Source organism: Streptomyces aidingensis (assembly GCF_900112355.1).
GTDB classification, from domain to species: domain Bacteria; phylum Actinomycetota; class Actinomycetes; order Streptomycetales; family Streptomycetaceae; genus Streptomyces; species Streptomyces aidingensis.
The window spans coordinates 22,025-45,255 of sequence record NZ_FOLM01000001.1 but is presented as its reverse complement, the minus strand read 5'-3'; the positions used below and the strand labels follow the sequence as shown (position 1 = coordinate 45,255).

11 protein-coding genes and 1 pseudogene are annotated in these 23,231 nt (G+C 74.3%); 6 read left to right on the top strand and 6 right to left on the bottom strand.

Annotated elements, in window-relative coordinates; genetic code table 11:
- From BM242_RS00155 to BM242_RS00140, 4 genes and pseudogenes are all read right to left on the bottom strand, one after another.
- Nucleotides 1-215 (bottom strand): annotated as a pseudogene (locus BM242_RS00155) (hypothetical protein); the annotation flags it as partial.
- Nucleotides 216-416: 201 nt separating this feature from the next.
- On the bottom strand, nucleotides 417-1,535 hold the full coding sequence (gene prfB / locus BM242_RS00150) for a peptide chain release factor 2 (RefSeq protein ID WP_093836526.1): 1,119 nt from the start codon (nucleotides 1,533-1,535) through the stop codon (nucleotides 417-419).
- 64 nt (nucleotides 1,536-1,599) lie between these two features.
- Complete coding sequence (locus BM242_RS00145) at nucleotides 1,600-2,805, bottom strand: serine/threonine-protein kinase (RefSeq protein WP_093836525.1); 1,206 nt, start codon at nucleotides 2,803-2,805, stop codon at nucleotides 1,600-1,602.
- 143 nt (nucleotides 2,806-2,948) lie between these two features.
- Nucleotides 2,949-4,823, bottom strand: a complete 1,875-nt coding sequence (locus tag BM242_RS00140) for a serine/threonine-protein kinase (protein WP_093836524.1) — start codon at nucleotides 4,821-4,823, stop codon at nucleotides 2,949-2,951.
- A 648-nt stretch (nucleotides 4,824-5,471) separates the two neighbouring features.
- Between BM242_RS00140 and BM242_RS00135 the strand changes: the two genes are divergently transcribed.
- From BM242_RS00135 to BM242_RS00110, 6 genes are all read left to right on the top strand, one after another.
- Nucleotides 5,472-8,441 carry an FtsK/SpoIIIE domain-containing protein gene (locus BM242_RS00135; protein WP_093836523.1) on the top strand — a complete coding sequence of 990 codons (2,970 nt, stop codon included), beginning with the start codon at nucleotides 5,472-5,474 and terminating at the stop codon, nucleotides 8,439-8,441.
- Nucleotides 8,442-8,682: 241 nt separating this feature from the next.
- Nucleotides 8,683-10,062, top strand: a complete 1,380-nt coding sequence (locus tag BM242_RS00130; protein ID WP_093836522.1) for an ABC transporter substrate-binding protein — start codon at nucleotides 8,683-8,685, stop codon at nucleotides 10,060-10,062.
- Nucleotides 10,063-10,087: 25 nt separating this feature from the next.
- Nucleotides 10,088-11,473, top strand: a complete 1,386-nt coding sequence (locus tag BM242_RS00125; RefSeq protein WP_093836521.1) for an ABC transporter permease — start codon at nucleotides 10,088-10,090, stop codon at nucleotides 11,471-11,473.
- Nucleotides 11,470-12,420, top strand: a complete 951-nt coding sequence (locus BM242_RS00120; RefSeq protein WP_093836520.1) for a carbohydrate ABC transporter permease — start codon at nucleotides 11,470-11,472, stop codon at nucleotides 12,418-12,420. The genes BM242_RS00125 and BM242_RS00120 overlap by 4 nt, the downstream gene beginning before the upstream one ends.
- 154 nt (nucleotides 12,421-12,574) lie before the next feature.
- On the top strand, nucleotides 12,575-14,953 hold the full coding sequence (locus BM242_RS00115) for a CDP-glycerol glycerophosphotransferase family protein (protein WP_093836519.1): 2,379 nt from the start codon (nucleotides 12,575-12,577) through the stop codon (nucleotides 14,951-14,953).
- Nucleotides 14,954-15,072: 119 nt separating this feature from the next.
- A complete protein-coding gene (locus BM242_RS00110; RefSeq protein ID WP_093836518.1) occupies nucleotides 15,073-17,037 on the top strand; it encodes a stealth family protein in 1,965 nt (654 codons plus the stop codon).
- Nucleotides 17,038-17,071: 34 nt separating this feature from the next.
- Here BM242_RS00110 and BM242_RS00105 read toward each other — a convergent pair whose 3' ends face one another.
- Nucleotides 17,072-17,809 carry a polyprenol monophosphomannose synthase gene (locus BM242_RS00105; protein ID WP_245833792.1) on the bottom strand — a complete coding sequence of 246 codons (738 nt, stop codon included), beginning with the start codon at nucleotides 17,807-17,809 and terminating at the stop codon, nucleotides 17,072-17,074.
- A 226-nt stretch (nucleotides 17,810-18,035) separates the two neighbouring features.
- Nucleotides 18,036-23,072, bottom strand: a complete 5,037-nt coding sequence (locus BM242_RS00100; RefSeq protein WP_093836516.1) for an NAD-glutamate dehydrogenase — start codon at nucleotides 23,070-23,072, stop codon at nucleotides 18,036-18,038.
- Between the last annotated feature and the right edge of the window lie 159 nt (nucleotides 23,073-23,231).

The window sequence follows — 23,231 nt, the reverse complement described above, 5'->3', positions numbered from 1 at the left end:
CCGCCGTTCGTCGGCTCCTCCGTGGTGCCGCCGTTCGTCGGCTCCTCGGTCGTACCGCCGTCGCAGTTGTCGTAGTCCGGCGGCTCCGGGACACAGACGTCCGGGTCGCCGGGGTCGGCCTGGGCGACGCCGGCGACGGCGAGAGACGCCCCGGCGGCGAAGACGGCCGCAGCCGTGATACGGGCCATATTGGCCCGCACCTTGGAACTGGCCATGTGAGTAACTACCCCCTGTAGTGATGTAGATATCGACAATGACGCGTCATCGGAACAGCCGTGTCCGCCGCTCAGCCTCGCTGGGAGACGGGCGATGTCTCACGAGCCCCCCACGTCACGCCAATCGGCACACGGATATACCGCCCGAACAGCTTTCCCGTTCCCTCTATCTGCGTCAAGTCGGCTATCTCACCAGGGAAATCACTCCGCGGCCTGCTTCTCCTGCTGCTTGCGCCAGCGGATTCCGGCCTCCAGGAAGTCGTCGATGTCGCCGTCCAGAACGGACTGCGGGTTGCCGACTTCATATTCCGTCCGCAGATCCTTCACCATCTGATACGGGTGCAGAACATACGAACGCATCTGGCTGCCCCAGGAGTTGCCGCTGTCACTCTTCAGGGCGTTCATCCTGGCCTGCTCCTCCTCGCGCCGCCTGGCCAGCAGGCGGGCCTGGAGCACGCGCATCGCCGCCGCCCGGTTCTGGATCTGCGACTTCTCGTTCTGGCAGGAGACCACGATGCCGGTCGGCAGGTGCGTGATGCGCACCGCCGAGTCGGTGGTGTTGACCGACTGCCCGCCGGGGCCCGAGGAGCGGAAGACATCGATCCGGATCTCGTTCTCCGGGATCTCGATGTGGTCGGTCTGCTCCACCACCGGCAGCACCTCGACGCCCGCGAAGGACGTCTGGCGGCGGCCCTGGTTGTCGAAGGGGGAGATGCGCACCAGCCGGTGGGTGCCCTGCTCCACGGAGAGGGTGCCGTAGGCGAACGGCGCCTTGATCGCGAAGGTGGTCGACTTGATGCCGGCCTCTTCCGCGTAGGAGGTGTCCAGCACCTCGTAGGGATAGCCGCGGCGCTCGGCCCAGCGCAGGTACATGCGCTGGAGCTGCTCGGCGAAGTCCGCGGCGTCCACCCCGCCGGCCTCGGCGCGGATGGAGACCATGGCCTCGCGGGCGTCGTACTCGCCGGAGAGCAGGGTGCGCACCTCCAGCTCGGCGACGTCCTTCTTCACCGCCTCCAGCTCGGCGCGGGCCTCGGCGAGGGTGTCGGCGTCGCCCTCGGCCTCGGCGAGCTCGAAGAGCACCCCGAGGTCGTCGATCCGGCCGCGCAGCTCCTGCGTCTTGCGGAGCTGGCCCTGGAGCATGGACAGCTTGCTGGTGACCTGCTGGGCGTTGTCCGGGTCGTTCCACAGGTTCGGGGACGACGCCTGCTCCTCGAGCACGGCGATATCGGCCCTCAGCCTGTCGAGGTCCAGGACGGCCTCGATCGACTCCATGGTCGAGGTGAGGGACTTCAGCTCTTCGGATGCATCGACGACTGCCACGCCTCCAGCCTAACGGCTGGCCCGGACGTTCCGTCCGGTACCGGGTCCGGCGCCCGGTCCCCGGCTAGCCGAGGGCCAGCAGCAGCACCAGCAGCAGGACCAGGGCGAGCGCCCCCGCGGCGGCCACCGTCACGGCCAGCCGGCGCCGCCGGAGCGCCGCGCTGTGCCGGGCCGAGCCGGCCCGCGGCTGGCCGGGCCGCCGCGCCACCCGGGCGGTGCCGTGCGCGCCGCCGGCCAGTTCCTCGGCGTCCGGCACCCGCATCCGGGTGTGGGTGACCCGCTCCTCGTCCGGCACGGCGCCGCGCACCAGCGGGACGGCGCCGCGCGGGGTTCCGGCCTCGGCCTCGGCCTCGGCCGGGAGTGCGGGCAGGGCCGCGGCGGCCCCGGCCGGCTCCGGCACCATGCGGTGGTCGGCGGCCTCCAGGTCCAGCAGGTCCAGCGCGGGCAGGCCGTCCAGGGCGGGCAGCAGCTCGCGCAGCCGGGAGGCCAGCTCGGAGGCGCGCAGCCGGGAGGCGGGGGACTTGGCCAGACACTGCTGGATCAGCTCCCACAGGGCGGGCGGCAGCCCGGGCAGCTCGGCGGCCTTCTCGGTGACCTGGCGGCGCAGCACGGCCCCGGAGTGGCCGCCGCCGAACGGGGTGAAGCCGGCCAGCAGCTCGTAGAGCACGGTGGCCAGGGCGTAGATGTCCACCGGGGCGCGGGAGGGCAGGCCCTCGATGATCTCGGGGGCCATGTAGTCGGGGGTGCCGACCACACCGCCTGCGGTGCCGCGGCGCGGCTCCTCGATCAACTGGGCCACGCCGAAGTCGGTGAGCAGGGCGACCGGTTCCGGGCCGGAGGTGTCCAGCAGGATGTTCTCCGGCTTGACATCGCGGTGGATGATGCCGGCCGCGTGCGCCACGGCGAGGCCGCCGGCCACCCCGGCGACGATGCTCACGGCCTCCCGCGGGGGCAGCCGGCGGCAGGCGGCGAGGTGGCTGCGCAGATCGGGGCCGCGCACCAGATCCATGACCAGGGCCAGGTCGCCGCCCTCGGCCTCGTCGCCGAGGAGCAGGTCGCGGACGCCGACGATGTGCGGGTGCTCCAGTCCCAGCAGGGTGTGCCGTTCGTGGGCGAAGCGCGCCACCAGGTCGGCGTCGGCCGCGAGGTCCTCCCGGAGCACCTTGATGGCCACCGGGCCGTCCGGACCCTCGCCGAGCCACACCGTGCCGGCGCTGCCGCGGCCCAGCACCCGGTGAGCGGTGTAGCGGCTGCCGATGTTGCGTGCCATGGCGCGAGGCTACGACGACGCGGGGGCGGGAGGGGGCGCGGGTGATCCGCATTGCCCGGATTCGCCGGGAACACCGCGCCCGAATTCACCTCCGAATGTCGATAAATCCCCCACCTGACCGCTCGGTGAGGGAACGGGCGCGGTCAGTTGCCGGTCTCCGGGATGTTCTGCTGGACGTCGTCGACGGTCTGCTGCGCCTCCTCGATCAGGCCGAGGAACTCCCGCAGGTCGTCGAACCAGTCCTGGGCCGCCTCCCAGAAGCCCTTCCCCTCGGCGATCCAGTCCTGGACCGGGGTGAAGTTCCACACCAGGAAGCCGATCACCACCAGGATCAGCACCATGAACAGACAGCCCTTGAGGCAGCCCAGGCCCGGGATGCGCATCGGGTTGGCGCTGCGCCGGCGCGGCTCGCGCGGGGGACGCGGCTCGCGCGGCGGCCGGGACTCCCGGGGCGGCGCGGACCGCCGCTGGGGCTGCTGCGGCCGGGGGTAGGGCTGCGCGGGAGCCTGCGGCACGGGCTGCTGCGGCGGCGACTGCGGATAGCCGTAGCCGCCGCCCCCCTGGCCCGGCGGCTGCCGGTACCCGTAGCCGGACTGCGGCTGCGGCGGCGCCGGCTGCGGATAGCCGTAGCCCCCGGCCCCCTGGTCGGGCGAGGACCGGCGCGGTGCCTGCTGCGGCGGCTGGGGACGGCGCTGCGGGCGGCGCTGCGGCTGCCGGTACAGCGGGTCCTCGGCCGGGTCGAAGGGCTGCACCCGGGTGGCCTCGTTGCGCTCCCGGGCGGCCCGCATCTGGTTCTGCCACGGATGCTGCTCGTCCGGCCCGGAATCGTGGTGGCCGGCCACCGGCATCGCCCGGGTGGGGTCCACCCCGCTGCTTCGGCCGCCGGGCCGCTCTCCCGGACCGCCCGGAGCTCCCGGACCGCCCGGGGCTCCCGGTCCCACCGGCGGGATGGCGGCGGTCGGCGCGGACGGGTCGGAGACGGGCGGCCGTCCCGCGCCGCCCGAGCCGCCGGGCAGCGCCTGCGTCGCCTCGGCCGCCCCCACCGGGGCGGTGCCGGTGCCGGGCACCTTCACCGGCGAGGGGTCGGGCAGCAGCATGCCGCCCACGCCGTAGGCGGCGGTGCGCTCCTGCGGGCCCGCGTAGTCGCCGAGGCCGGTGGCCACCACGCGCAGCGCGCGGCCCAGGCTCTCCGCGCCGGGCCGCTCGTCCGGACGCTTGCGCAGACAGCGGTCGATCACCGTCCACAGCGGGTCGGGCACGCCCTCGGGCCGGGCCGGCGGCTCCACCAGATGGCGCTGGATCACCTCCAGCGCGGTGCCGCCGGAGAACGGGGCACGGCCGGAGACCAGCTCGTAGAGCAGGACGCCGGCGCCGTAGATGTCAACCGCCGAGGTCTGTTCCCGGCCCTCCGCGGTCTCCGGGGCCACATAGGAGGGCGTGCCGATGAACTCATGGGTGCGGGTGACGCCCGGGGAGTCGGCCAGCCGCGCGATGCCGAAGTCGGTGAGCATCGGCCGCAGCACCTCGCCGCCGGTCGCCGGGTCGCGGTCGGTGGCCAGCAGCACATTGGCCGGCTTGAGGTCGCGGTGCACCACGCCCCTGGCGTGCGCGGCGGCCAGCGCGTCGGCGATCTGGGCGGTGATCAGAGCGGCCCCGACCGGGGTCAGCGGGCCGTTCTCATGCAGATAGCGGTGCAGGTCGGGGCCCTCGACCAGGTCCATCACCAGGGCGAGCAGCTCGCCCTCCACGACGATGTCGCGGAACCGGACGATGTTGGTGTGGCCCTCCTGGCCGAGCCGGAGCAGGACCGAACGCTCGCGCAGAAAGCGCATCACCACATCCGGGTCCTGGGCCAGCTCCTCCTTCAGGACCTTGATCGCCACCCACTCGCCGGGCTGCCCGGGCACGGCCGCCTCCGCACCGGCGGCCTCCCGCCGGCGGCCACGCCAGACGGTCCCGGTGGCGCCGCGACCGAGCGGCGGCTCTTCCAGCAGGTACTTGCTGCCAACCGGCCGCACGCGTGCTCCCTGGGTGTTCCGTGGTGGACATGATGGACTGCGGAACCGGGGGTCACCCGGTCCGAGCCGGCCGGGCCGGACTGACATGACAGCGGGTGACGGCGGTGACGATCCCGGTGAGATCTCCCCGGCCCGCCCCGGTGCCGCCGCCCGCAGGCGCCTCCCCCGGCCTCCCTACTGTAGTGCGGTGCGGGAAACCGGTCCCGGGTGCAGGCCGCCCCGGTTGCCGTGAGCCCATGGTGACCGTGCCCCGTCCGGGCGCCGGCCACGATGGCCGAACCGGTGCCGCGCGCCGCCGCAGGGCGCCGATATTGACCGGAAACGGCTGCTGATGGCCGGGAACCGGGCGGGGCCGGATGCGCCCGGTGACATCGTGGGACCGGCGGGACTGCGGGACCGGCAGGACTGCGGGACCGGCAGGACTGATCGACGCGGTGCCGGGCTGCTGCGCGACCGGTGTGTTCCGACCGATCCCCGGCTTCGGCGCCGGGATGCCGGACGGGCGGCCGGTGTTGCACGCCAAGCCAACGATCAGTTCCGGTCACATCTGAGCAATCAAGATCATGAAGGGTTGCTTGCGGCGCGGACTGTCAGTGGCTGATGCGAGGATTCTTGAAGCATCAGATGTCGATGCGACCGGGAGGGCCGATGCAGATCTGGTTGACCGTTCTCGGGCCGCAGGGCGGCGCGGGCACCGATGTGACGGTCACCGCTGCCGCCGGCACCCCGCTCGCCGAGGTGCTGGGCGAGCTGGCCGCCGCGGCGGCGCCCGGCGGCGGTGCGCCCGGCCCGGTGTACTGCGGGTCGCGGCGGCTCGATCCGGCCGGTGTGCTGCTGGGCCGCCCGCCGCTGGTGGACGGCGCGGTGCTGGCCTTCCAGCGCCCGGTGGAACCGGCCGGGCCGCACCAGGCGCCCGCCCGGCTGCTGGTGGTCTCCGGTCCGGACGCGGGCGGTGTGCATCTGCTGCACGGCGGTGAGATCCGCATAGGGCGCTCCAGCCGGGCCGATGTGCCGCTGGACGATCCCGATGTCTCCCGGTTGCACTGCGAGATCACGGTCGCCGCGGACGGCTCCATGTCCGTGCGGGATCTGGGTTCCACCAACGGCACCGCCCTGGTCGCGGCCCCGTGGACGGGCGGCGGGGTGGCCGCGGCCCGGCCGGTCTCGGGCGAACCGGTGCCCCTGCCGCCCGGCGGTGAGCTGCGGATCGGCGAGTCCGTCCTGCGGATCGCGGCCGGCACCGCGCCGCCCCAGGCGCCGCCCCCGCCCTCGTCCCAGGCACCGCCCCCGCCCCCGTCCTCGTCCTCGTCCTCGTCAAAGGCTCCGGCGCCTGCCCCGGTACCCCGTCCGGGCCGGTCCGCCCCGCCGGCGGCCCGGCGGCGGGGCGGGCTGGCGGGCCTCGCCCGGCGGCTGGGCGCTCCGCGCCCCGAGGGGAGCCCGGCCGGGCCGCCGCCGCTCCCGCCGGACATCCCGCCCGCCGCCGGCCCGGCCGGGCCCGAGCTCCCCGCCCTGCTGCTCACCGCCCTCGGCCTCGCCCCCGGCGCGGCGGAAGCCCCGCCCGTGGGCGGCGGCCTGTGGGCCACGGAGGCCGCGGCGCCGCAGGGCCTGACGGTCCGGCTCGGCACGGCGCAGCAGATCGGCGGCGCCCTGGTGCCCGTCTCGGTCAGCCTGGCGACGGCCGGCGCGCTGGGTCTGGCCGGGCCGCGGCACCGGCTGCTCGGGCTGGCCCGCTCGGTCCTCGCCCAGCTTGCCGCGCTGCATCCGCCCAGCGCCCTGGAGATCGTCGCGCTCGCCCGGGGCCGCGCGGCGGACTGGGCCTGGCTGGGCTGGCTGCCGCACACCCGGCCGCTCGGCGGCCAGGACTGCCACCGGCTGCTCGCCTTCGACCGGGAGCAGGCCACCGCACGGATCGCCGAGCTGACCGGCCGGCCGGCCGCCGCGCGCGGCACCCGGCGCACCGTGGTGCTGGTGGACGGAGATCCCGGCGGCGCGGATCTGCGTGCGGCGGTCGAGCGGCTCGCCGAGGAGGGCCCGGCGGCCGGTGTCCATCCGATCTGCCTGGCCGAGGCACCGGCCGCGACCGCCACCTCCCCGGTCGCCGACACCCTGGCCGCCGCCCGCGACGCCTCCCCGGTCTTCGGCCGCTGCGGCGCCATGGCCGTGCTCGCCGGCGAGGTCGCCACCACGGTGCGGCTGCTGCCGCCGCCCCGCGGCACCGCCGGCCCGGCCGGGGCCGCCCCGGGGCCGGCCGGGCGCTCACCCGCCCCGCTGGAGGACTCCGCCACCCACCGCACCGACCCGACCGCCGCCGCCGTCGCCACCACCGGCGGCACCGCCGCCTGGCCCGGCCTCCGTCCGGCCACCGGCGCGCACCGCGGCGGCGACGGCACATCCGGCCTGGCCGCCCGCGACCCGGGCCGGCACGCCGGCTCCGCGGCGGGCCCCGCCGCCGCGCCGCACCGCGCCGCGGGCCCGGCGCCGGGCGCACGGCCGCCGGGGGGCGGCGCGGGGACGGTGGACGCGGTCTCCGCCGCGTGGGCGGAGCGCTTCGCCCGGGCCCTGGCCCCGCTGCGCGAGGAGTCCGGTGACGGCACGAACGGTGCCGCCGCCGCTCCACTGCCGGACAGCGCGCGGCTGCTGGATCTGCTGGAGCTGCCCCGGGTCACCCCCGCCGCCCTGGGCAAGCGCTGGCGCGCCACCGGCGGCGGGCTGCCGCTGCTGCTCGGGGCCGGACCGGCCGGCCCGGTGGTGCTGGATCTGGCCGCCGAGCCCGGCCCGCTGCGCATCGAGGGCGGCCCGGGCTCCGGCAAGACGGAACTGCTGTGCGCGCTGGCGGCCTCGCTGACCGCCGCCCGCAGCCCGCGCCGGCTCTCCCTGCTGCTGGTGGACGGCCCGGCCGGCGGGCTGGCGCCCTGTGCCGAACTGCCGCATGTCACCGAGCATGTGGCGACCACCGATCCGGTGCGGATGCGGGCCTTTGCCGAGAGCCTGCGGGAGGAGCTGAAGCGGCGCGCCGCCGAGCGGCCCGCCCGGGTGGTCACCCAGCGGCGGGCCGGTGAACCGGCCGGTGCCGCCGATCCCCCCGGCCCGGCCGGCCCCCCGGCCGGGCAACCACCCGCCCTGGTCGTGCTGGTGGACGATCTGGAGGCGCTGCTGAGCCCCGCGCTGGGCGCGCCCGGCCGTCCGGCGGCCGGGTCGGTGGTGCGCTCACTGGACGCGGTGGCCCGGGAGGGCGGCCCGCTGGGGGTCCATCTGATCACCGCCTCCGGGCGCTCGCCGGGCGGCGGTGCCTCGGTGACGGAGACCCCGGCGGGCATGGCCGTCGCCGCCACCGCCTCGGTCTCGCTGGCCGGACGGCCGCCGGGCCGCGCCGAGTTGCGCACCGCGCGCCTGCCCGCCCCGGTGCTCTTCCAGGCCGGGCGGGTCACCGGGCGGATTCCCCGCACCGCCACGCTGCGGCCCACCGTGATACCGCTGGACTGGCGGCGGGCCGGGGATCCCCCGGCCCGGCGGCCGGTCCGGGAACTGGGAAACGGTCCGACCGATGTGGCGCTGCTGGCCAGCGCCGCGGCCCGGGCCGGGGAGACCGATCAGGCGGCTGCCGCCTCCCTGGTCTGAGCCCGCCGCGGCCGTCCGGCGGGGCCGGAAGAGTGGCGCAACCGGACACCGCGTGCGGTACTGGTGTATACCGCTGAAGAGATCTGCCTGTCGGTAACGTCCGGATCACGAATGGTGAGTTGACACGACCGGCGCCCTTGCCGACCCGGCGGGCCCGGCGTAGGACAGTGCCAACGGGACATGCAATGCGGCTGTTCCGCCCGGCTCCGGGGCCGGGCCGCGCAAGGGATGAGGCGATCACATGCGCAGTTCGATCCGGTCAGCTCGGTATGCCGCCCGCGCAGTGGCGGCGATCACGGCGGTGTCGGCGCTCACGCTGACCGCCTGCAGCGGGGATGACGACGCGTCGGGTACCGGCGGGGGCGGCGGGGGAGACGCGCCCTCCGTCGAACTGCCCGATCTCAGCGGCCAGAAGCTGGAGGTGGCCGCGGTCTGGACCGGTGCCGAGCAGGACAACTTCATGGCCGCCGTCGAGGAGTTCGAGGACCGCACCGGTGCCGAGGTCACCTTCGTGCCGACCGGCGACAATGTGGCCACCTTCGTGGGGCAGAAGATCGCGGGCGGCTCACCACCGGATGTGGTGCTGCTGCCGCAGGTCGGCGTGTTGCACGAGTTCGCCGACAAGGGCTGGCTGGCCCCGGTCGGGGCGCTCGCCGAGGAGCAGCTCGACGCCAACTACGGCGACGGCTGGAGGAATCTCGGCGCGCACGACGAGCAGCAGTACGGGGTCTACATCAAGGCCGCCAACAAGTCGCTGATCTGGTACAGCACCGGCCCGCTGGAGACCGCGGGGGTCTCGGTGCCGGAGACCTGGGACGACTTCATCACCGCCGCGTCCACCGTCTCCGACTCCGGCACCCCGCCGGTCTCGGTGGGCGGCGCGGACGGCTGGACGCTCACCGACTGGTTCGAGAACATCTATCTCTCCCAGGCCGGCCCGCAGATGTACGACCGGCTCGCGGCGCACGAGGTTCCCTGGACCGATCAGAGCGTCACCGATGCCCTGACCACGCTCGGCGAGCTGTTCGGCAGGCCCGCGCTGCTGGCCGGCGGCACCGACGGCGCGCTGCGCACCGACTTCCCCAACTCCGTGACCAAGGTGTTCGCCGATCTGGAGAGCCCGGAGGCGGCCATGGTCTACGAGGGCGACTTCGTGGGCACGGTGATCTCCGACTCCACCGACGCGGTGATCGGTGAGGACGCCCAGGTGTTCCCGTTCCCGGCGGTCGGGGACGAGGCGCCGGTGGTCTCCGGCGGCGATGTGGCGGTGGCGATCTCGGAGAGCGGCGAGGCGAGCGAGGCCCAGCAGGCCCTGCTGGGGTTCTTCGCCTCCACCGACGCGGCGGCGCTGTGGGCGGAGCGCGGCGGCTTCATCTCGCCCAATCGGTCGCTGGATCCGGAGGTCTATCCGGACGAGGTGCAGCGCACCATGGCGGAGGCGCTGATCGCGGCGGGCGACGATTTCCGCTTCGACCTGTCGGACCAGACCCCGGCGGCGTTCGGCGGCACCACCGGCCAGGGCATGTGGCAGGGCCTTCAGGACTTCCTGCGCAACCCGGCGGATGTGCAGGGGGTCCAGGAGTATCTGGAGACCCAGGCCGCCGCGGCGTACGGCGAGTGACGGCCGGCCGGTGATGGCACATCCCATGGACAGCACCGGGCAGGGCGGCACCGGGCGCCCGGCCGGCGAGACGTCCCCCGGTCCCGGCGGCAGCGGCCGGCGGCGGGGAGCGGTGAAGCAGGTCCGCAGCGTGGTGCGCACCCGCCCCTGGGCCGCCGCGCTCTTCCTGCTTCCGGCGCTGCTGCTGCTCGGCGCCCTGGTGGTCTATCCCATCGGCTACTCGCTCTGGCGCAGCCTGTTCGACTCCTCCGGCAGCGGCTTCGTCGGGCTGGACAACTACCGGGAGATGTTCACCCATCCGGGCACCCGGCAGGCGTTGCAGAACAATCTCGTCTGGGTGGTGGTGGCCCCGGCGGTGTGCACCGGGCTGGGCCTGATCTTCGCCGTGCTGACCGAACGCATCCGCTGGGCCACCGCGTTCAAGCTGCTGGTGTTCATGCCCATGGCGATCTCCATGCTCGCCGCCGGGATCATCTTCCGCCTGGTGTACGAGGCCGACCCGGACCGCGGGGTGGCCAACGCCATGCTGACCACGGCGCACTCCGCCTTCACCAGCGGGGCCCCCTGGCCGGATGCCCGGCCCCGCCCTGACGGGGCCCTTGAGACGTCCGGCGACGGCTCCGTGCTGCTGCCCGGTCCGGCCGCGGCCGGCTCCCCCGCCCTGCTGCCGCTGGTCGGGGTGAAGCCGCAGGAGCTGGCGGACGCCGCGGACGCAGCCGCGCCCCCGCCCGGCGACGGGCGGCTCACCGGCACCGTCTGGCTGGACTTCGCCCAGGGCGGCGGCGGTGAGCCGGGGGTGATCGATCCCGGCGAGAAGGGCCTGGCCGGCATCACCGTGCAGGCGGTGCGCGACGGCGAGGTGGTGGCCTCGGCCACCACCGCCGAGGACGGCACCTTCGGCCTGCCCGCCGAGGCCGCGGGTGCGGAACTCCGCCTGCCCGCCGACAACTTCGCGGCAGCCTACAACGGCGTGGACTGGCTCGGCCCGACCCTGGTGACCCCGGCCATCATCGGCTCCTATGTCTGGATGTGGGCGGGCTTCGCCATGGTGCTGATCGCCGCCGGGCTGGCCGGGGTGGACCGGGAGCTGCTGGAGGCGGCCCGGGTGGACGGCGCCAACGAATGGCAGGTGTTCCGCCGGGTGACGGTGCCGCTGCTGGCCCCCGTGCTGGCCGTGGTGCTGGTCACCCTGATGATCAATGTGCTGAAGGTGTTCGACCTGGTGCTGGTGATCGCGCCCGGCTCGGTGCAGCCGGACGCCAATGTGCTGGCCCTCCAGCTCTACACGGTGTCCTTCGGCACCCGCACCAATCAGGGGCTGGGCAGCGCCATCGCGGTGTTCCTGCTGCTGCTGGTGGTGCCCGTGATGATCTTCAATATCCGGCGGCTGCGACGGGAGCGGGCCCGATGACCGTCCACACCAGTACGGACCGGCTTCCCGAACCGCGGCCCGCCGGGAGCACCGGGCCCGCCGGCTCCGCCGTCCGCGGTCCGGTGGAGCGCGCCCGGCGTTCCACCGCCTCGAAACTGGCCTCGCTGGCCGGCGGCGGTGCGGTGCGGGTGGTGCTGATCCTGCTCGGCCTGGTCTGGCTGCTGCCCACCCTGGGCCTGCTCGCCTCGTCCTTCCGGGACCGCCGGGACATCGCCGCCGACGGCTGGTGGACCGCGCTCACCGACCCCGGCCAGTGGACGACGGAGAATTACAGCGCCCTGCTGGCGAACGACTCCTTCACCGGCTCCGCCTGGACGACGGTGGCCATCACCGTGCCCTCCACGGTGCTGGTGGTGGTGGTCGGCGCGATGGCCGGCTATGCCTTCGCCTGGCTGGACTTCCCCGGCCGGGACTGGTGGTTCCTGCTGGTGGTGGGGCTGCTGGTGGTGCCGGTGCAGGTGGCGCTGATCCCGGTGGCCAAGCTGTTCAACTGGCTGGGCATCTTCGAGACCACCCTGGGCGTGGTGCTGTTCCACTCGGCCTTCGGCCTGCCGTTCGCCGTCTTCCTGCTGCGCAACTTCTTCGCCGAGATCCCGCGCGAGCTGCTGGAGGCGGCCCGGCTGGACGGGGCGGGCGAGCTGCGGCTGTTCACCCGGGTGGTGCTGCCGCTGGGCGCCCCGGCCGTCTTCGCGCTGGCCATTTTCCAGTTCATGTGGGTGTGGAACGACCTGCTGGTCGCGCTGATCTTCGCGGACTCCGCCAATCCGCCGATGACGGTGGCGCTCCAGCAGGAGATGCGGCAGTTCGGGGCCAATATCGACGTGCTGGCGCCGGGCGCGTTCCTGTCCATCCTGGTGCCGCTGGCGATCTTCTTCGCCTTCCAGCGGCAGTTCGTCTCCGGAGTCATGGCCGGCGCCGTGAAATAGCCGGCGGCCGCGGCGCCGCGGCCGCCGGCTGTGCTCCGTATGGCGGAAAAACCCGGGCCCGGGGTGGCCGACACCGGGCCAGTGCCGGGAATCCGGGCATCGAGCGGCGATTGTCGGATTGTCCGTCAGTCCGCTCGCGCTCTGGGGAGTCGCCGTGCCCCGCTTCAGCGTCATCGTGCCCGCCCACCGGGTGCAGGCGTATCTGCGCTCCTGCCTGGCCTCCGTGCTCACCCAGGGGTTCCGGGACATCGAACTGATCGTCGTCGACGACGCGTCACCCGACGCCTGCGGCGAGATCACCGAGGAATTCGCCGCCGCCGACCCCCGGGTACGGCCGCTGCGACTGGACCGGCCGGCAGGCCCCGGCGGCGCCCGCAACGCCGGGACGGACGCGGCCACCGGGGACTATCTGCTCTTCCTCGACGGTGACGACACCCTGGCCCCCGGCGCACTCGCCGCCCTGGACGCCGCCCTGGCCCGTACCGGCGACCCCCAGCTCCTGCTCTTCGACCATGCCGCCGTCCGGCCGGACGGCGATCCCGTGCCGGACGGCCGGCTCGCCGCCCTGGCCGAGCACGACACCGGCGTGTTCGCCCTCGCCGACCACCCGGGGCTGCTGTCCCTGGAACCGGCCGTGTGGAACCGGCTCTGCCGCCGGGACTTCCTGCGCCGCACCGGCCTGCGCTTCCCCCCGGGCACCCATGAGTACCTGCCCTGGAGCCTGCCGCTGCTGATCGCCGCCGAGTCGGTGGCCGCCCTGGACCGGGTCTGCGTACACCACCGGCGGCGCCGCACCGGCGGCCTGCTGCACGCCCCCGGACCGCACCAGCTCGACATCCTGGCCCAGTACGAGCGGCTGTTCGCCTTTCTGGCGGCCGGTCCGGCCGAGTACCGGCGCTGGCAGCCCGCGCTGCACCGGCGGATGACCGACCGGCTCACCGAGGTGTGCCGCACCCCCGGGCTGCTGCCGGCCGCCTGCCGCGAGGAGTTCTTCCGACGCGCCGCCGGGCTGTGCCGCCGCCACCGGCCGCCCGCCGGAGCCACCGCGCTGGGCGGCGGCCGGTCCGGCACCGGCCGCCTGCCGCGGCTGCTGCTGCGGCTCGGGGCACCCCGCGCGTTCGCCGCGGCCGGTGCCCTGGGCCGGGCCGGGGCCCGGCTGGCCGCCCGGCTCGGCACGGTGCGCCGGAGGCTGGGCACGGCGCTGCTGCGGCTGCACTACCGGATGCAGCTGAGCCGCCCGCTCGACACCCGGCTGGCCGTCTTCGTCCCGCAGGACCCGGCGGACCGGGCCGACGGGGCCGACCGGGCCGACGGCCAGCTGGCCGCGATCGAGACGGCGCTGCGCCGGCTCGCCCCGCACATCGCCACCCGCTGGCTGGTGCCGGACGGCGCCCGCGGACTGCCCGCCGGCGCCCGGCGGCTGCGCCCCGGCTCGGCCGCGGCCTGGCGGGCACTGGCCCGCGCCGGTTTCCTGGTCACCGACGGCGACCTGCCCGCCGTCCCCGCCGACCGGGCCGGCCAGCGCCGGGTGCAGACCCACCGGGGCACCCCGCTGGCCACCGTCGGTCTGGAGCTGCGCAGCCGCCCGGCCGCCGCCCGCGCCCTGGACGTCCCCCGGCTGCTGCGCCAGATCGACCGCTGGGACTACTGCCTCTCCGCCAACCGGCACTCCACCCTGACCCATGAGGCCGCCTATCCGGCCGAGTACACCACCCTGGAATACGGCTCGCCCCGGGCCGACGCCTTCCACACCACCCCGCCCGGCCGGGTCCACGAGATCCGGGCCGCGCTCGCCGTCCCGGACGGCGCCGTCGCCGTGCTCTACGCCCCCGCGCCCCGGGAGTATCTGCCCCAGGGCCCGCCCCGGCTGGACACCGCGCGGCTGGCCCGCGCCCTGGGCCCCGGCTTCGTGCTGCTGCTGCGCCGCCCGGCCGGGACGGCCGCGCCGCCGCCGGCCGAGGGCGTGCGGGATGTCACCGGGCACCCGCTGACCGAACTCTGCCTGGCGGCCGACGCCCTGGTCACCGACTACCACCCGGTGATGTTCGAGTACGCCGGCCTGGACCGGCCGATCGTCGTCCACGCGGAGGACTGGGAGACCTACCGCGCGGTCCGCGGTGTCACCCTCGATCTGCCGGCGGCGCCGCCCGGCCCGGTCGTCCGCACCGAGGAGGAACTGCTGGACCACCTCGGCGGCCGGCTGTGGAGCGATCCGGGGGCCGCGGTGGCGCGTGCCGCGTTCCGCCGCCGGTTCTGTCCCTGCGACGACGGCTATGCGGCCGAGCGCGTGGTGCGCCGGGTCTTCCTCGACGGGCGGGGCATCCCGCCGGTGGTGCCGATGGCGGCCCGCCGCCCGGTCCCGGCCGCGATGCGCGGCCCCGCCCGGCAGCAGCGCGGCACACACCCCGGCCCCCGGCGCGCCGCCCGCCCGCTGTCGCAGCCCCCGGCACAGCCGCAGCCGCTGCCCGGCCCGGCCGGCCCGGCCCGCCTCGACGGCCATAGCCCCCTAAAATACGCGGAATACCCTCAATAAGCGGATAGTGTCGTCAACCGCCAACCCCGGTACCCGGGCGGTCCGGACAGCCCGGACGGCCCCCGGGCCCCCGGGCACCGGGGCGCACCACAGACAACGCTGCCGGGGAGCCGCCATCCATGACCGCACATGTCAAGCACCCGTATGCCGGGCCGGACACCGCCGAGGACGCGGACACCGAGGGGGACCGCCGCGCCGCGGCCCAGACCGGCCGGGCCCGCCGCACGCGAGCCGGACACCCCCCGCCCCCGCCGCGCAATCCCGAGGCGGCGCCGCTGGTCGCCCTCTACCGCCGGCTGATGCCGCTGCGCGCCCGTCGCGCGGTGGCCGGCCGCATTCCGCTGCCGGCCCGCGCCCGGCTCAAGGTCTCCCTCTCCAGACCTCAGGCGCTGGGCGAGGGCCTGGCCGCGCTGCGCGCCGCACGGGCCCGGCGGCGGGCGCCCGCCCTCTACCGCGGCGCGGACCGCCGCCTGGTGCTGGTCGGCGGACACCCCAAGGCGGCCCATGTGCGCCCGTATCCCTCCCCGCTCCAGGCCCAGACCGAGGCACTGCGCATGGTCTGCGACGCCCTGGAGGCGGCCGGGGTCCGTCACTTCTGCGTGCGCGGGCTGTTCGCGTCCAGCGCCACCGTCGGGGTTCCGGAGAACCAGCGCAGCCATGCCCTGCGCGCCCTCACCCGGCTGTGCGCCGAGACCGCGGGCTATCTGGTGCTGGGCGGCGGGGTGCGCGGACGGGGCCGGCACCGCCGCCGGATCCGCCGGCGCACCGTCCCGGGCAGTTCCGCGCCGGCCCGGCGCGCGCTGGCCGGCGCCCGCTCCGCCCGGTTCTGCTGGTACTTCACGGACCGGCGGGGCATCGCCGCGGTCGGCGAACGCCACTGCTGCGCGGTGGAGTTCTGGCCGCCCGACCCCGAGGCACCGGAGCTGCTGGCCGCGCCGCGCCGCAACCGCTGCACCGACCGGGTCCCGGCCGCGGCCGGGACCGTGACCGCGCCGCTGTCCCGCCTGACCCCACTGCTGCCCGCCCCCGGCCCCGGTCCCTCCGCCACCGCCTCCCCGTCCCCGTCCCCGCACTCGCACTCGCACTCGCACTCGCACGCGCACGCGTTCCGGACGCTGCCGGTGTTCGCGCAGCGGCTGCCGGAGGACATCGACTTCCCCGTGGACGCCGTCTACACCTGGGTGGACGGCACCGATCCCGACTGGCTGCGGCGGCGCGCCGAGTACTCCGGCGAGACGTACCACGCCGAGGCCGCCAACGCGGCCCGCTATGTCAGCCATGACGAGCTGCGCTACTCACTGCGCTCGCTGCACCAGTTCGCGCCCTGGATCCGGCACGTCTACCTGGTCACCGACGACCAGACCCCGGCCTGGCTGGACACCTCGCACCCGGGCATCACGGTGGTCGGCCACCGGGAGATCTTCTCCGACCGCTCGCTGCTGCCCACCTTCAACTCGCACGCCATCGAGAGCCAGCTCCACCACATCGACGGCCTGGCCGAGCACTTCCTCTACCTCAACGACGACGTGTTCTTCGGACGCCTGACCGTGCCCCAGGAGTTCTTCCTGGCCGGCGGGCTGACCCGGTTCTTCCTCTCCAAGGCGCACATCCCGCAGGGGCCGCCGGCCGCGCAGGACGCGCCGGTGGCAGTGGCCGGCAAGAACAACCGGGAACTGCTGCTGGAGCGGTTCGGGCGGACGATCACCCAGAAGATGAAGCATGTGCCGCATCCGCTGCGGCGCAGCGTGCTGGCAGAGATCGAGGAGGTGTTCGGCGAACGTCACCGGGCCACCGCGGGCAATCGTTTCCGCAGCCTGGACGACATCTCCGTGACCTCCTCGCTGCACCACTACTACGCCTTCCTGACCGGCCGCGCGGTCGCCGGGGCGATCCCGTACGACTACTTCGACCTGGCGCATCCGCACACCGAGGCCCGGCTGGGGCGGCTGCTGCACGCCCGCAACCGCACGGTGTTCTGCCTCAACGACACCGTCTCCGAGGAGGACGACATGGCGGCCCGGCGGGCGGTGCTGGAGCCCTTCCTCCGGGACTACTTCCCCTTCCCCAGCCCGTACGAGCGATAGCCCGCCGGGCCGGGACGCAAGGCCGGAAGCGGCGTCAGCGCAGGCCGGCCAGCAGCAGCCGCCAGGGCAGCAGGGCGGCCTCCCACTGCACGGCCAGCGACATCTTGGAGGAGCCGCGCAGCCGTTCACCGAAGCGGATGGGCACCTCGACCGCCTCGAAGCCCTTCCGCGTGGCCCGGTACTTCAGCTCCACCTGGAGCGCGTAGCCGGCGCTGCGCAGGGAACGGCCGGCCGCCTCGGCGCCGCCGAGGCCGACGGTGCGCAGCACATCGGCGCGCCAGAGGTTGAAGCCGCCGGTGAGGTCGCGCAGCGGGACCCGGAGAATGGCGCGGGCATAGGAGTTGCCCCAGGTGGACAGCAGCCGCCGGTGCACGCCCCAGCGGCCGGAGACGGTGGCGCCGCGCACATAGCGGCTGCCCACCACCAGACCGGCACCGCTGCGGTGGGCGGTCTCCAGCATGGCGCAGACGGCGGTCGCCTGGTGGCTGCCGTCCGCGTCCATCTGGAGCACATAGGGGGCACCGGCGGCCAGGGCGTGCCGCAGGCCGGCCTCGTAGGCGCGGCCCAGGCCCTCCTTGCCGTCCCGGTGCAGCACCTCGATCCGGGGGCCGCAGGGGCCGGTGGCGTAGCGGTCGGCCAGCCGGTCGGCGAGCCGCCCGGTGCCGTCGGGGCTGTCGTCGTCCACGATCAGCAGACGCAGCCGGGGCAGCGGCAGCGCCATCAGCGCGGCCACGATCCCGGGCAGATTCGCGGCCTCGTTGTAGGTGGGCATCACCACGGTGACCGCGGTGCCCGACCAGTCCCGGTACCGCACCCGTCTGCTGGTGACGAGCCGGCCCGCGCCCGCCAGAGGCGGCAGCGCGGCCGGCTTGCCGATGGTGGCCATCCCTGTACCGGTGACTGTCTGTGCGGGCTCCATGGCCACCAGCGTAGGAAAGCCGCTGCCGCCCCACCCCTTTTATCCCCCCTCCCGGGTCACCCGGCAGGGGGGAGAGGGGTCAGCGGTTGCTGCGGAGCAGGGTGCGCATGGTGCGCATGGCGACGGAGAGGTTGGCGAGGTCGAAGGTGTCGGAACCCTGGATCTCGGCCAGGGTGGCCCGCGCCCGCACCAGCACCGAGTGGTTGCGCCGGGCCCAGGCCTCCACCTTCTCCTCCGGCCCGTCCCCCCGCCCGCCGGCCGCCAGCACATCCGCGGTGATGAGCTGCTGCGCGGCGTACAGGTCCTCGCGGATCGCGGTGCGGGCCATGGACTGCCAGCGGTCCGCCCGCGGCAGCCGGGTGATCCGGTCCTGGAGCTGCGAGATGCCGAGCTGGTCGGCGAGCAGGTAGTACACCCGCGCCACATCCAGCAGTTCGCTGCCGGTGCGGTCGGCCACCGCCACCACGTCCAGCGCCGGGAAGACCGCGTTGAACCCGGCCACCTGCTGCGCCAGATCGGCCGGCACCCCGATCGACACCAGCTCGTCGTGGGTGGCGGCATGGGTCTCCAGATCGCGCCCGCGCAGCAGCTTGGGCAGCTCCTGCCAGACCCGGCCGAGCTGCTCGGAGAAGAACTCGATGGTCTCGCCCATGCGCAGCGGCTGCGGACGGTTGTTCAGCAGCCAGCGGGTGCCGCGCTCCACCATCCGCCGGGAGTGCAGCCGGATGCGGGTGAGCACCTCGGCCGGCACCTGGTTGTCCAGCCGCTCCGCGGTGTCCCAGATCTGATGCAGATTAAAGATGGCCCGGGCCGCGGTGTGGGCCCGGACGATCTCCTCCGTGGAGGCCCCGGACTCCTCCTGCATGCGGTGCACGAAGGACGGTCCGCCCACATTGACCGTGTCGTTGACCAGCACCGTGGTGACGATCTCGCGGCGCAGCGCATGTCCGTCGATCCGCTCGGGGAACCGTTCCCGCAGCGCCGCCGGGAAGTAGACCTCCAGCATCCGCCGCACATAGGGATCGTCCGGCAGGTCGGTGGCCAGCAGCTCCTCGGTGGCGACCAGCTTGGCGTAGGCCAGCAGCACCGCCAGCTCCGGCTGGGTCAGGCCCTGCCCGGCGTGCCGGCGGTCGGCGATCTCCTCGTCGTCCGGCAGGAACTCCAGCTTCCGGTCCAGCCGCCCGGTGTGCTCCAGTCTGCGGATCATCCGCTGGTGGGCCGGGAGCAGGCCCGCCGCGGTGGCCACCGAGTTGGCCAGCACCACGTTCTGCGCGTAGTTGGTGCGCAGCACCAGCGCGGCCACCTCGTCGGTCATTCCGGCGAGCAGCTTGTTGCGCTGCTTGACCGTCAGATCACCGTTGGCGACCGCCGCGTTGAGCAGGATCTTGATGTTGACCTCGTGGTCGGAGGTGTCCACCCCGGCGCTGTTGTCGATGGCGTCGGTGTTGCACCGGCCGCCGTGCCGGGTGAACTCGATCCGGCCGAGCTGGGTCATGCCCAGATTGCCGCCCTCCCCGACCACCTTGGCGCGCAGCTCCCGGCCGTCCACCCGGATGGCGTCGTTGGCGCGGTCCCCCACGTCGTGGTGGGTCTCGGCGGAGGACTTCACATAGGTGCCGATGCCGCCGTTCCACAGCAGGTCCACCGGGGCCCGCAGCACGGCACGCATCAGCTCGGCCGGGGTCATGGCGCCGGTGCCGTCCTCGATGCCCAGCGCGGCCCGCACCTGCGGGGTGAGCGGAATGGACTTGGCGCTGCGCGGGTGCACCCCGCCGCCGGCCGAGATCAGCTCCGGGTTGTAGTCGGCCCAGCTTGAGCGGGGCAGCTCGAACAGCCGGCGCCGCTCGGCCCAGGAGACGGCCGGGTCGGGGTCCGGGTCGAGAAAGATGTGCCGGTGGTCGAAGGCGGCCACCAGCCGGATGTGCTCCGACAGCAGCATGCCGTTGCCGAAGACATCGCCGGACATGTCGCCGATGCCGGCCACCGTGAACTCCTGGGCCTGGGTGTCGTGGCCCAGTTCCCGGAAGTGCCGCTTGACCGATTCCCAGGCGCCCCGGGCGGTGATGCCCATGCCCTTGTGGTCGTATCCGGCCGAGCCGCCGGAGGCGAAGGCGTCGCCCAGCCAGAAGCGGTACTCGTCCGCCACGCCGTTGGCGATGTCGGAGAAGGTGGCGGTGCCCTTGTCTGCGGCGACCACCAGATACGGGTCGTCGCCGTCGTGCCGCACCACATCGCGCGGCGGCACCACCTTGCCGGCCACCATGTTGTCGGTGAGGTCCAGCAGGCCGGAGATGAAGGTGCGGTAGCAGGCGATGCCCTCGGCCAGCCAGGCGTCGCGGTCCTGGGCCGGGTCGGGCAGCCGCTTGGCCACAAAGCCGCCCTTGGCACCGACCGGCACGATCACCGTGTTCTTCACCTCCTGCGCCTTGACCAGGCCCAGGATCTCGGTGCGGAAGTCCTCCCTGCGGTCGGACCAGCGCAGACCGCCCCGGGCGACCTTGCCGAACCGCAGGTGCACGCCCTCCAGACGCGGGGAGTAGACCCAGATCTCGTAGGCCGGGCGGGGCTCGGGCAGGTCCGGCATGGCCTGCGGGTCCAGCTTCATGGCCAGGCAGGGGCGCGGCTCGCCGTCCGGCCCGGTCTGGAAGTGATTGCAGCGCAGGGTGGCCCGGATGACGGTGCGGAAGGCCCGCAGAATGCGGTCCTCGTCGAGGTGGGAGACCTGGTCCAGGGCGCCGTCCAGCTCCTCCAGCAGGCCGTCGGTCAGTTCGCGGCCGGCCTTCTGCCGCTCCGGGCCGAGCCGGGCCTCGAACAGGCTGACCAGCAGCCGGGTGGTGTGCACATTGCGCAGCAGGGTCTCTTCCATGGTCTCCCGGGCGAACCGGGCGCCGGCCTGCCACAGGTACTTGGCGTAGGCGCGCAGCACCGTCACCTGGCGCCAGGTGAGATTGGCCGCCAGCACCAGCGCGTTGAGGTTGTCGTTCTCCGCGCGGCCGGTCCACACGGCGGTGAACGCCTCCTGGAAACGCTCCCGGGCGTCGGGCGCGAGCCGCTCGGCGAAATGGTCGGGAACGCGCAGCCCGAAGTCGTAGATCCAGGCGGTGCCCCCCTCGGCCGGGCGGAGTTCGTAGGGGCGCTCGTCCACCACCTCCACGCCCAGGCACTGGAGCACGGGCAGCACGGCGGAGAGCGAGACCGGCTCGCCGATCCGGTAGATCTTGAAGCGCCGCTCGCCGCGCCCGGCGCCCACCGGCTCGTACAGGCTGAGCGCGAAGTCCCGGCCCTCCTGCGGCCGCAGGTCGGTGAGGTGCTGGAGGTCGGCCACGGCGGCGCGCGGCGGGAAGTCCGCCTTGTAGCCCTCGGGGAAGGCGTTGTGGAAGCGGCGGCCCAGCTCGGCGGCGTGCTCCTCGCCCAGCTCGGCCAGCAGGGCGTCGCCGAAGCCGTCGGTCCAGGAACGGGACGCCTCGGCCAGCCGGGACTCGATGCGGTCCACATCCGTCTCGGTCAGCTCGGCGAGCTCGGTGCCGGGCGCGACCCGGATGACGAAGTGCAGCCTGGACAGCACCGATTCGGTGTTCCAGGCCGAGAAGTCCACGCTGGTGCCGCGCAGTTCCTCGCGGAGGATGTCGATCAGCCGCAGCCGGACGGTGGTGGTGTAGCGGTCGCGCGGCAGATAGACCAGGGCGGAGTAGTAGCGGCCCCAGTCGTCCTGGCGGAGGAAGAGCCGCAGCCGGCGGCGCTCCTGGAGGTGGAGCACGGCCATGGCGATGGAGCGCAGCGCCGCGACCGGGGTCTGGAACAGCTCGTCCCGGGGATAGGTCTCCAGGATCTGGAGCAGGTCCCGGCCGCTGTGGCTGTCGGGGGAGAAGCCGGCCGCGGCCAGCACTTCGGCCACCTTGCGCCGCACCACCGGCACCCGGCGCACCGATTCGGTGTAGGCGGTGGAGGAGAACAGCCCGAGGAAGCGGCGCTCGCCGACCACATTGCCCTGCTCGTCGAAGGTCTTGACGCCGATGTAGTCCAGATAGGAGCGGCGGTGCACGGTGGCCCGGCTGTTGGCCTTGGTGAGGATCAGCAGCCGGGGCTCGCGGGCCTTGGCGCGGGCCCGCGGGGAGAGCCGGCTGAACGCGGCGGAGGTGGGCCTGCCGGGCCCGCCGGCCGGGGCGGGGGGCGCCCCGGTGCTGCCCTCGGTGGCCGCGGTGTCCTCCGGGGTGCCGGCCTCGGAGCGGGTGTCGAGGTGGTGCACCGGGTCGGAGCGCAGAATGCCCAGGCCGGTGCCGGGGATCGCCGAGAGGGTGTCCTGCTCGGCGCCGTCGACCCTGGTCAGCCGGTATTCGCGGTAGCCGAGGAAGGTGAAGTGGTCGGTCGCCAGCCAGCGCAGCAGCTCCCGGGCCTCCTCGATCTCGTGCTCGCCGACCGGCCCGGTGGGTTCGGCGGGCAGGGACTCGGCGATGCGCACCGCCCGGTCGCGCATCTTCTCCCAGTCCTCCACGGACTCCCGGACATCGCTGAGCACCCGGCGCAGATCGGCCTCGATCTGCTTGAGATCGGCGCGGTCGGTCTCCCGGTCGATCTCCACATGGATCCAGGACTCGGTGAGCGCGTCCGGCGGGAGGTCCCCGGGGTGGTAGGTGTTGGCGGCCGGACTGTCCGGGTCGCGGCCGGCGTCCAGCACCTGAAGCAGCCGGCCGGTGACGTCCCGGCGGACGATCATCTGCGGGTGGATCACCAGATGGATGCCGCGGTCCTGGCGGGAGAGCTCATTGGTCACCGAGTCCACCAGGAAGGGCATGTCATCAGTGATCACCTCGACCACGGTGTGGCTGGACGCCCAGCCCATCTCGTCCACCGTGGGGGTGTAGACCCGGACATTGGCCGTGCCCTGCGGGCGGTGCGCCGCGAGCCGGCAGTGGGTCAGGGCGGCGCCGTAGACGTCCACCGGATCGCGGCCCTGGATGTCCTCGGGGGCGGCGTACAGGTAGTACCGCTGGAGGAAGCGGCGCAGATGCTCGCCCTCCATGCCGGGCGCGGGCGGACCGCCCGCTCTGCCCTGTGCCGCTACCTCGGCGGCACTCTCCAGCAGATCCGCCTTGGCCTGGTCCAGCTTGCTGTGCATGTCCTCTGGCTCCTGTCGCGCGCCGTTGCGTGACGCCGGGAATTCGTCCGGGGCAGTACCCGGGGGAACATCCGGGAGGAGCCCCGAGAGGTCACCGGCCGGCGCTCGGTCGTCCTGCAGGGGATGCTCCCGGGGAACGCGACCAGCGGCAAGCCGTAC

Coding starts and splice junctions, on each gene's coding strand:
- BM242_RS00105 (WP_245833792.1), bottom strand. CDS start 17,809: ATGCCCACCTACAACGAGGCCGCGAATCTGCCCGGGATCGTGGCCGCG.
- BM242_RS00125 (WP_093836521.1), top strand. CDS start 10,088: ATGGACAGCACCGGGCAGGGCGGCACCGGGCGCCCGGCCGGCGAGACG.
- BM242_RS00100 (WP_093836516.1), bottom strand. CDS start 23,072: ATGCACAGCAAGCTGGACCAGGCCAAGGCGGATCTGCTGGAGAGTGCC.
- BM242_RS00120 (WP_093836520.1), top strand. CDS start 11,470: ATGACCGTCCACACCAGTACGGACCGGCTTCCCGAACCGCGGCCCGCC.
- BM242_RS00130 (WP_093836522.1), top strand. CDS start 8,683: ATGCGCAGTTCGATCCGGTCAGCTCGGTATGCCGCCCGCGCAGTGGCG.
- BM242_RS00145 (WP_093836525.1), bottom strand. CDS start 2,805: ATGGCACGCAACATCGGCAGCCGCTACACCGCTCACCGGGTGCTGGGC.
- BM242_RS00135 (WP_093836523.1), top strand. CDS start 5,472: ATGCAGATCTGGTTGACCGTTCTCGGGCCGCAGGGCGGCGCGGGCACC.
- BM242_RS00110 (WP_093836518.1), top strand. CDS start 15,073: ATGACCGCACATGTCAAGCACCCGTATGCCGGGCCGGACACCGCCGAG.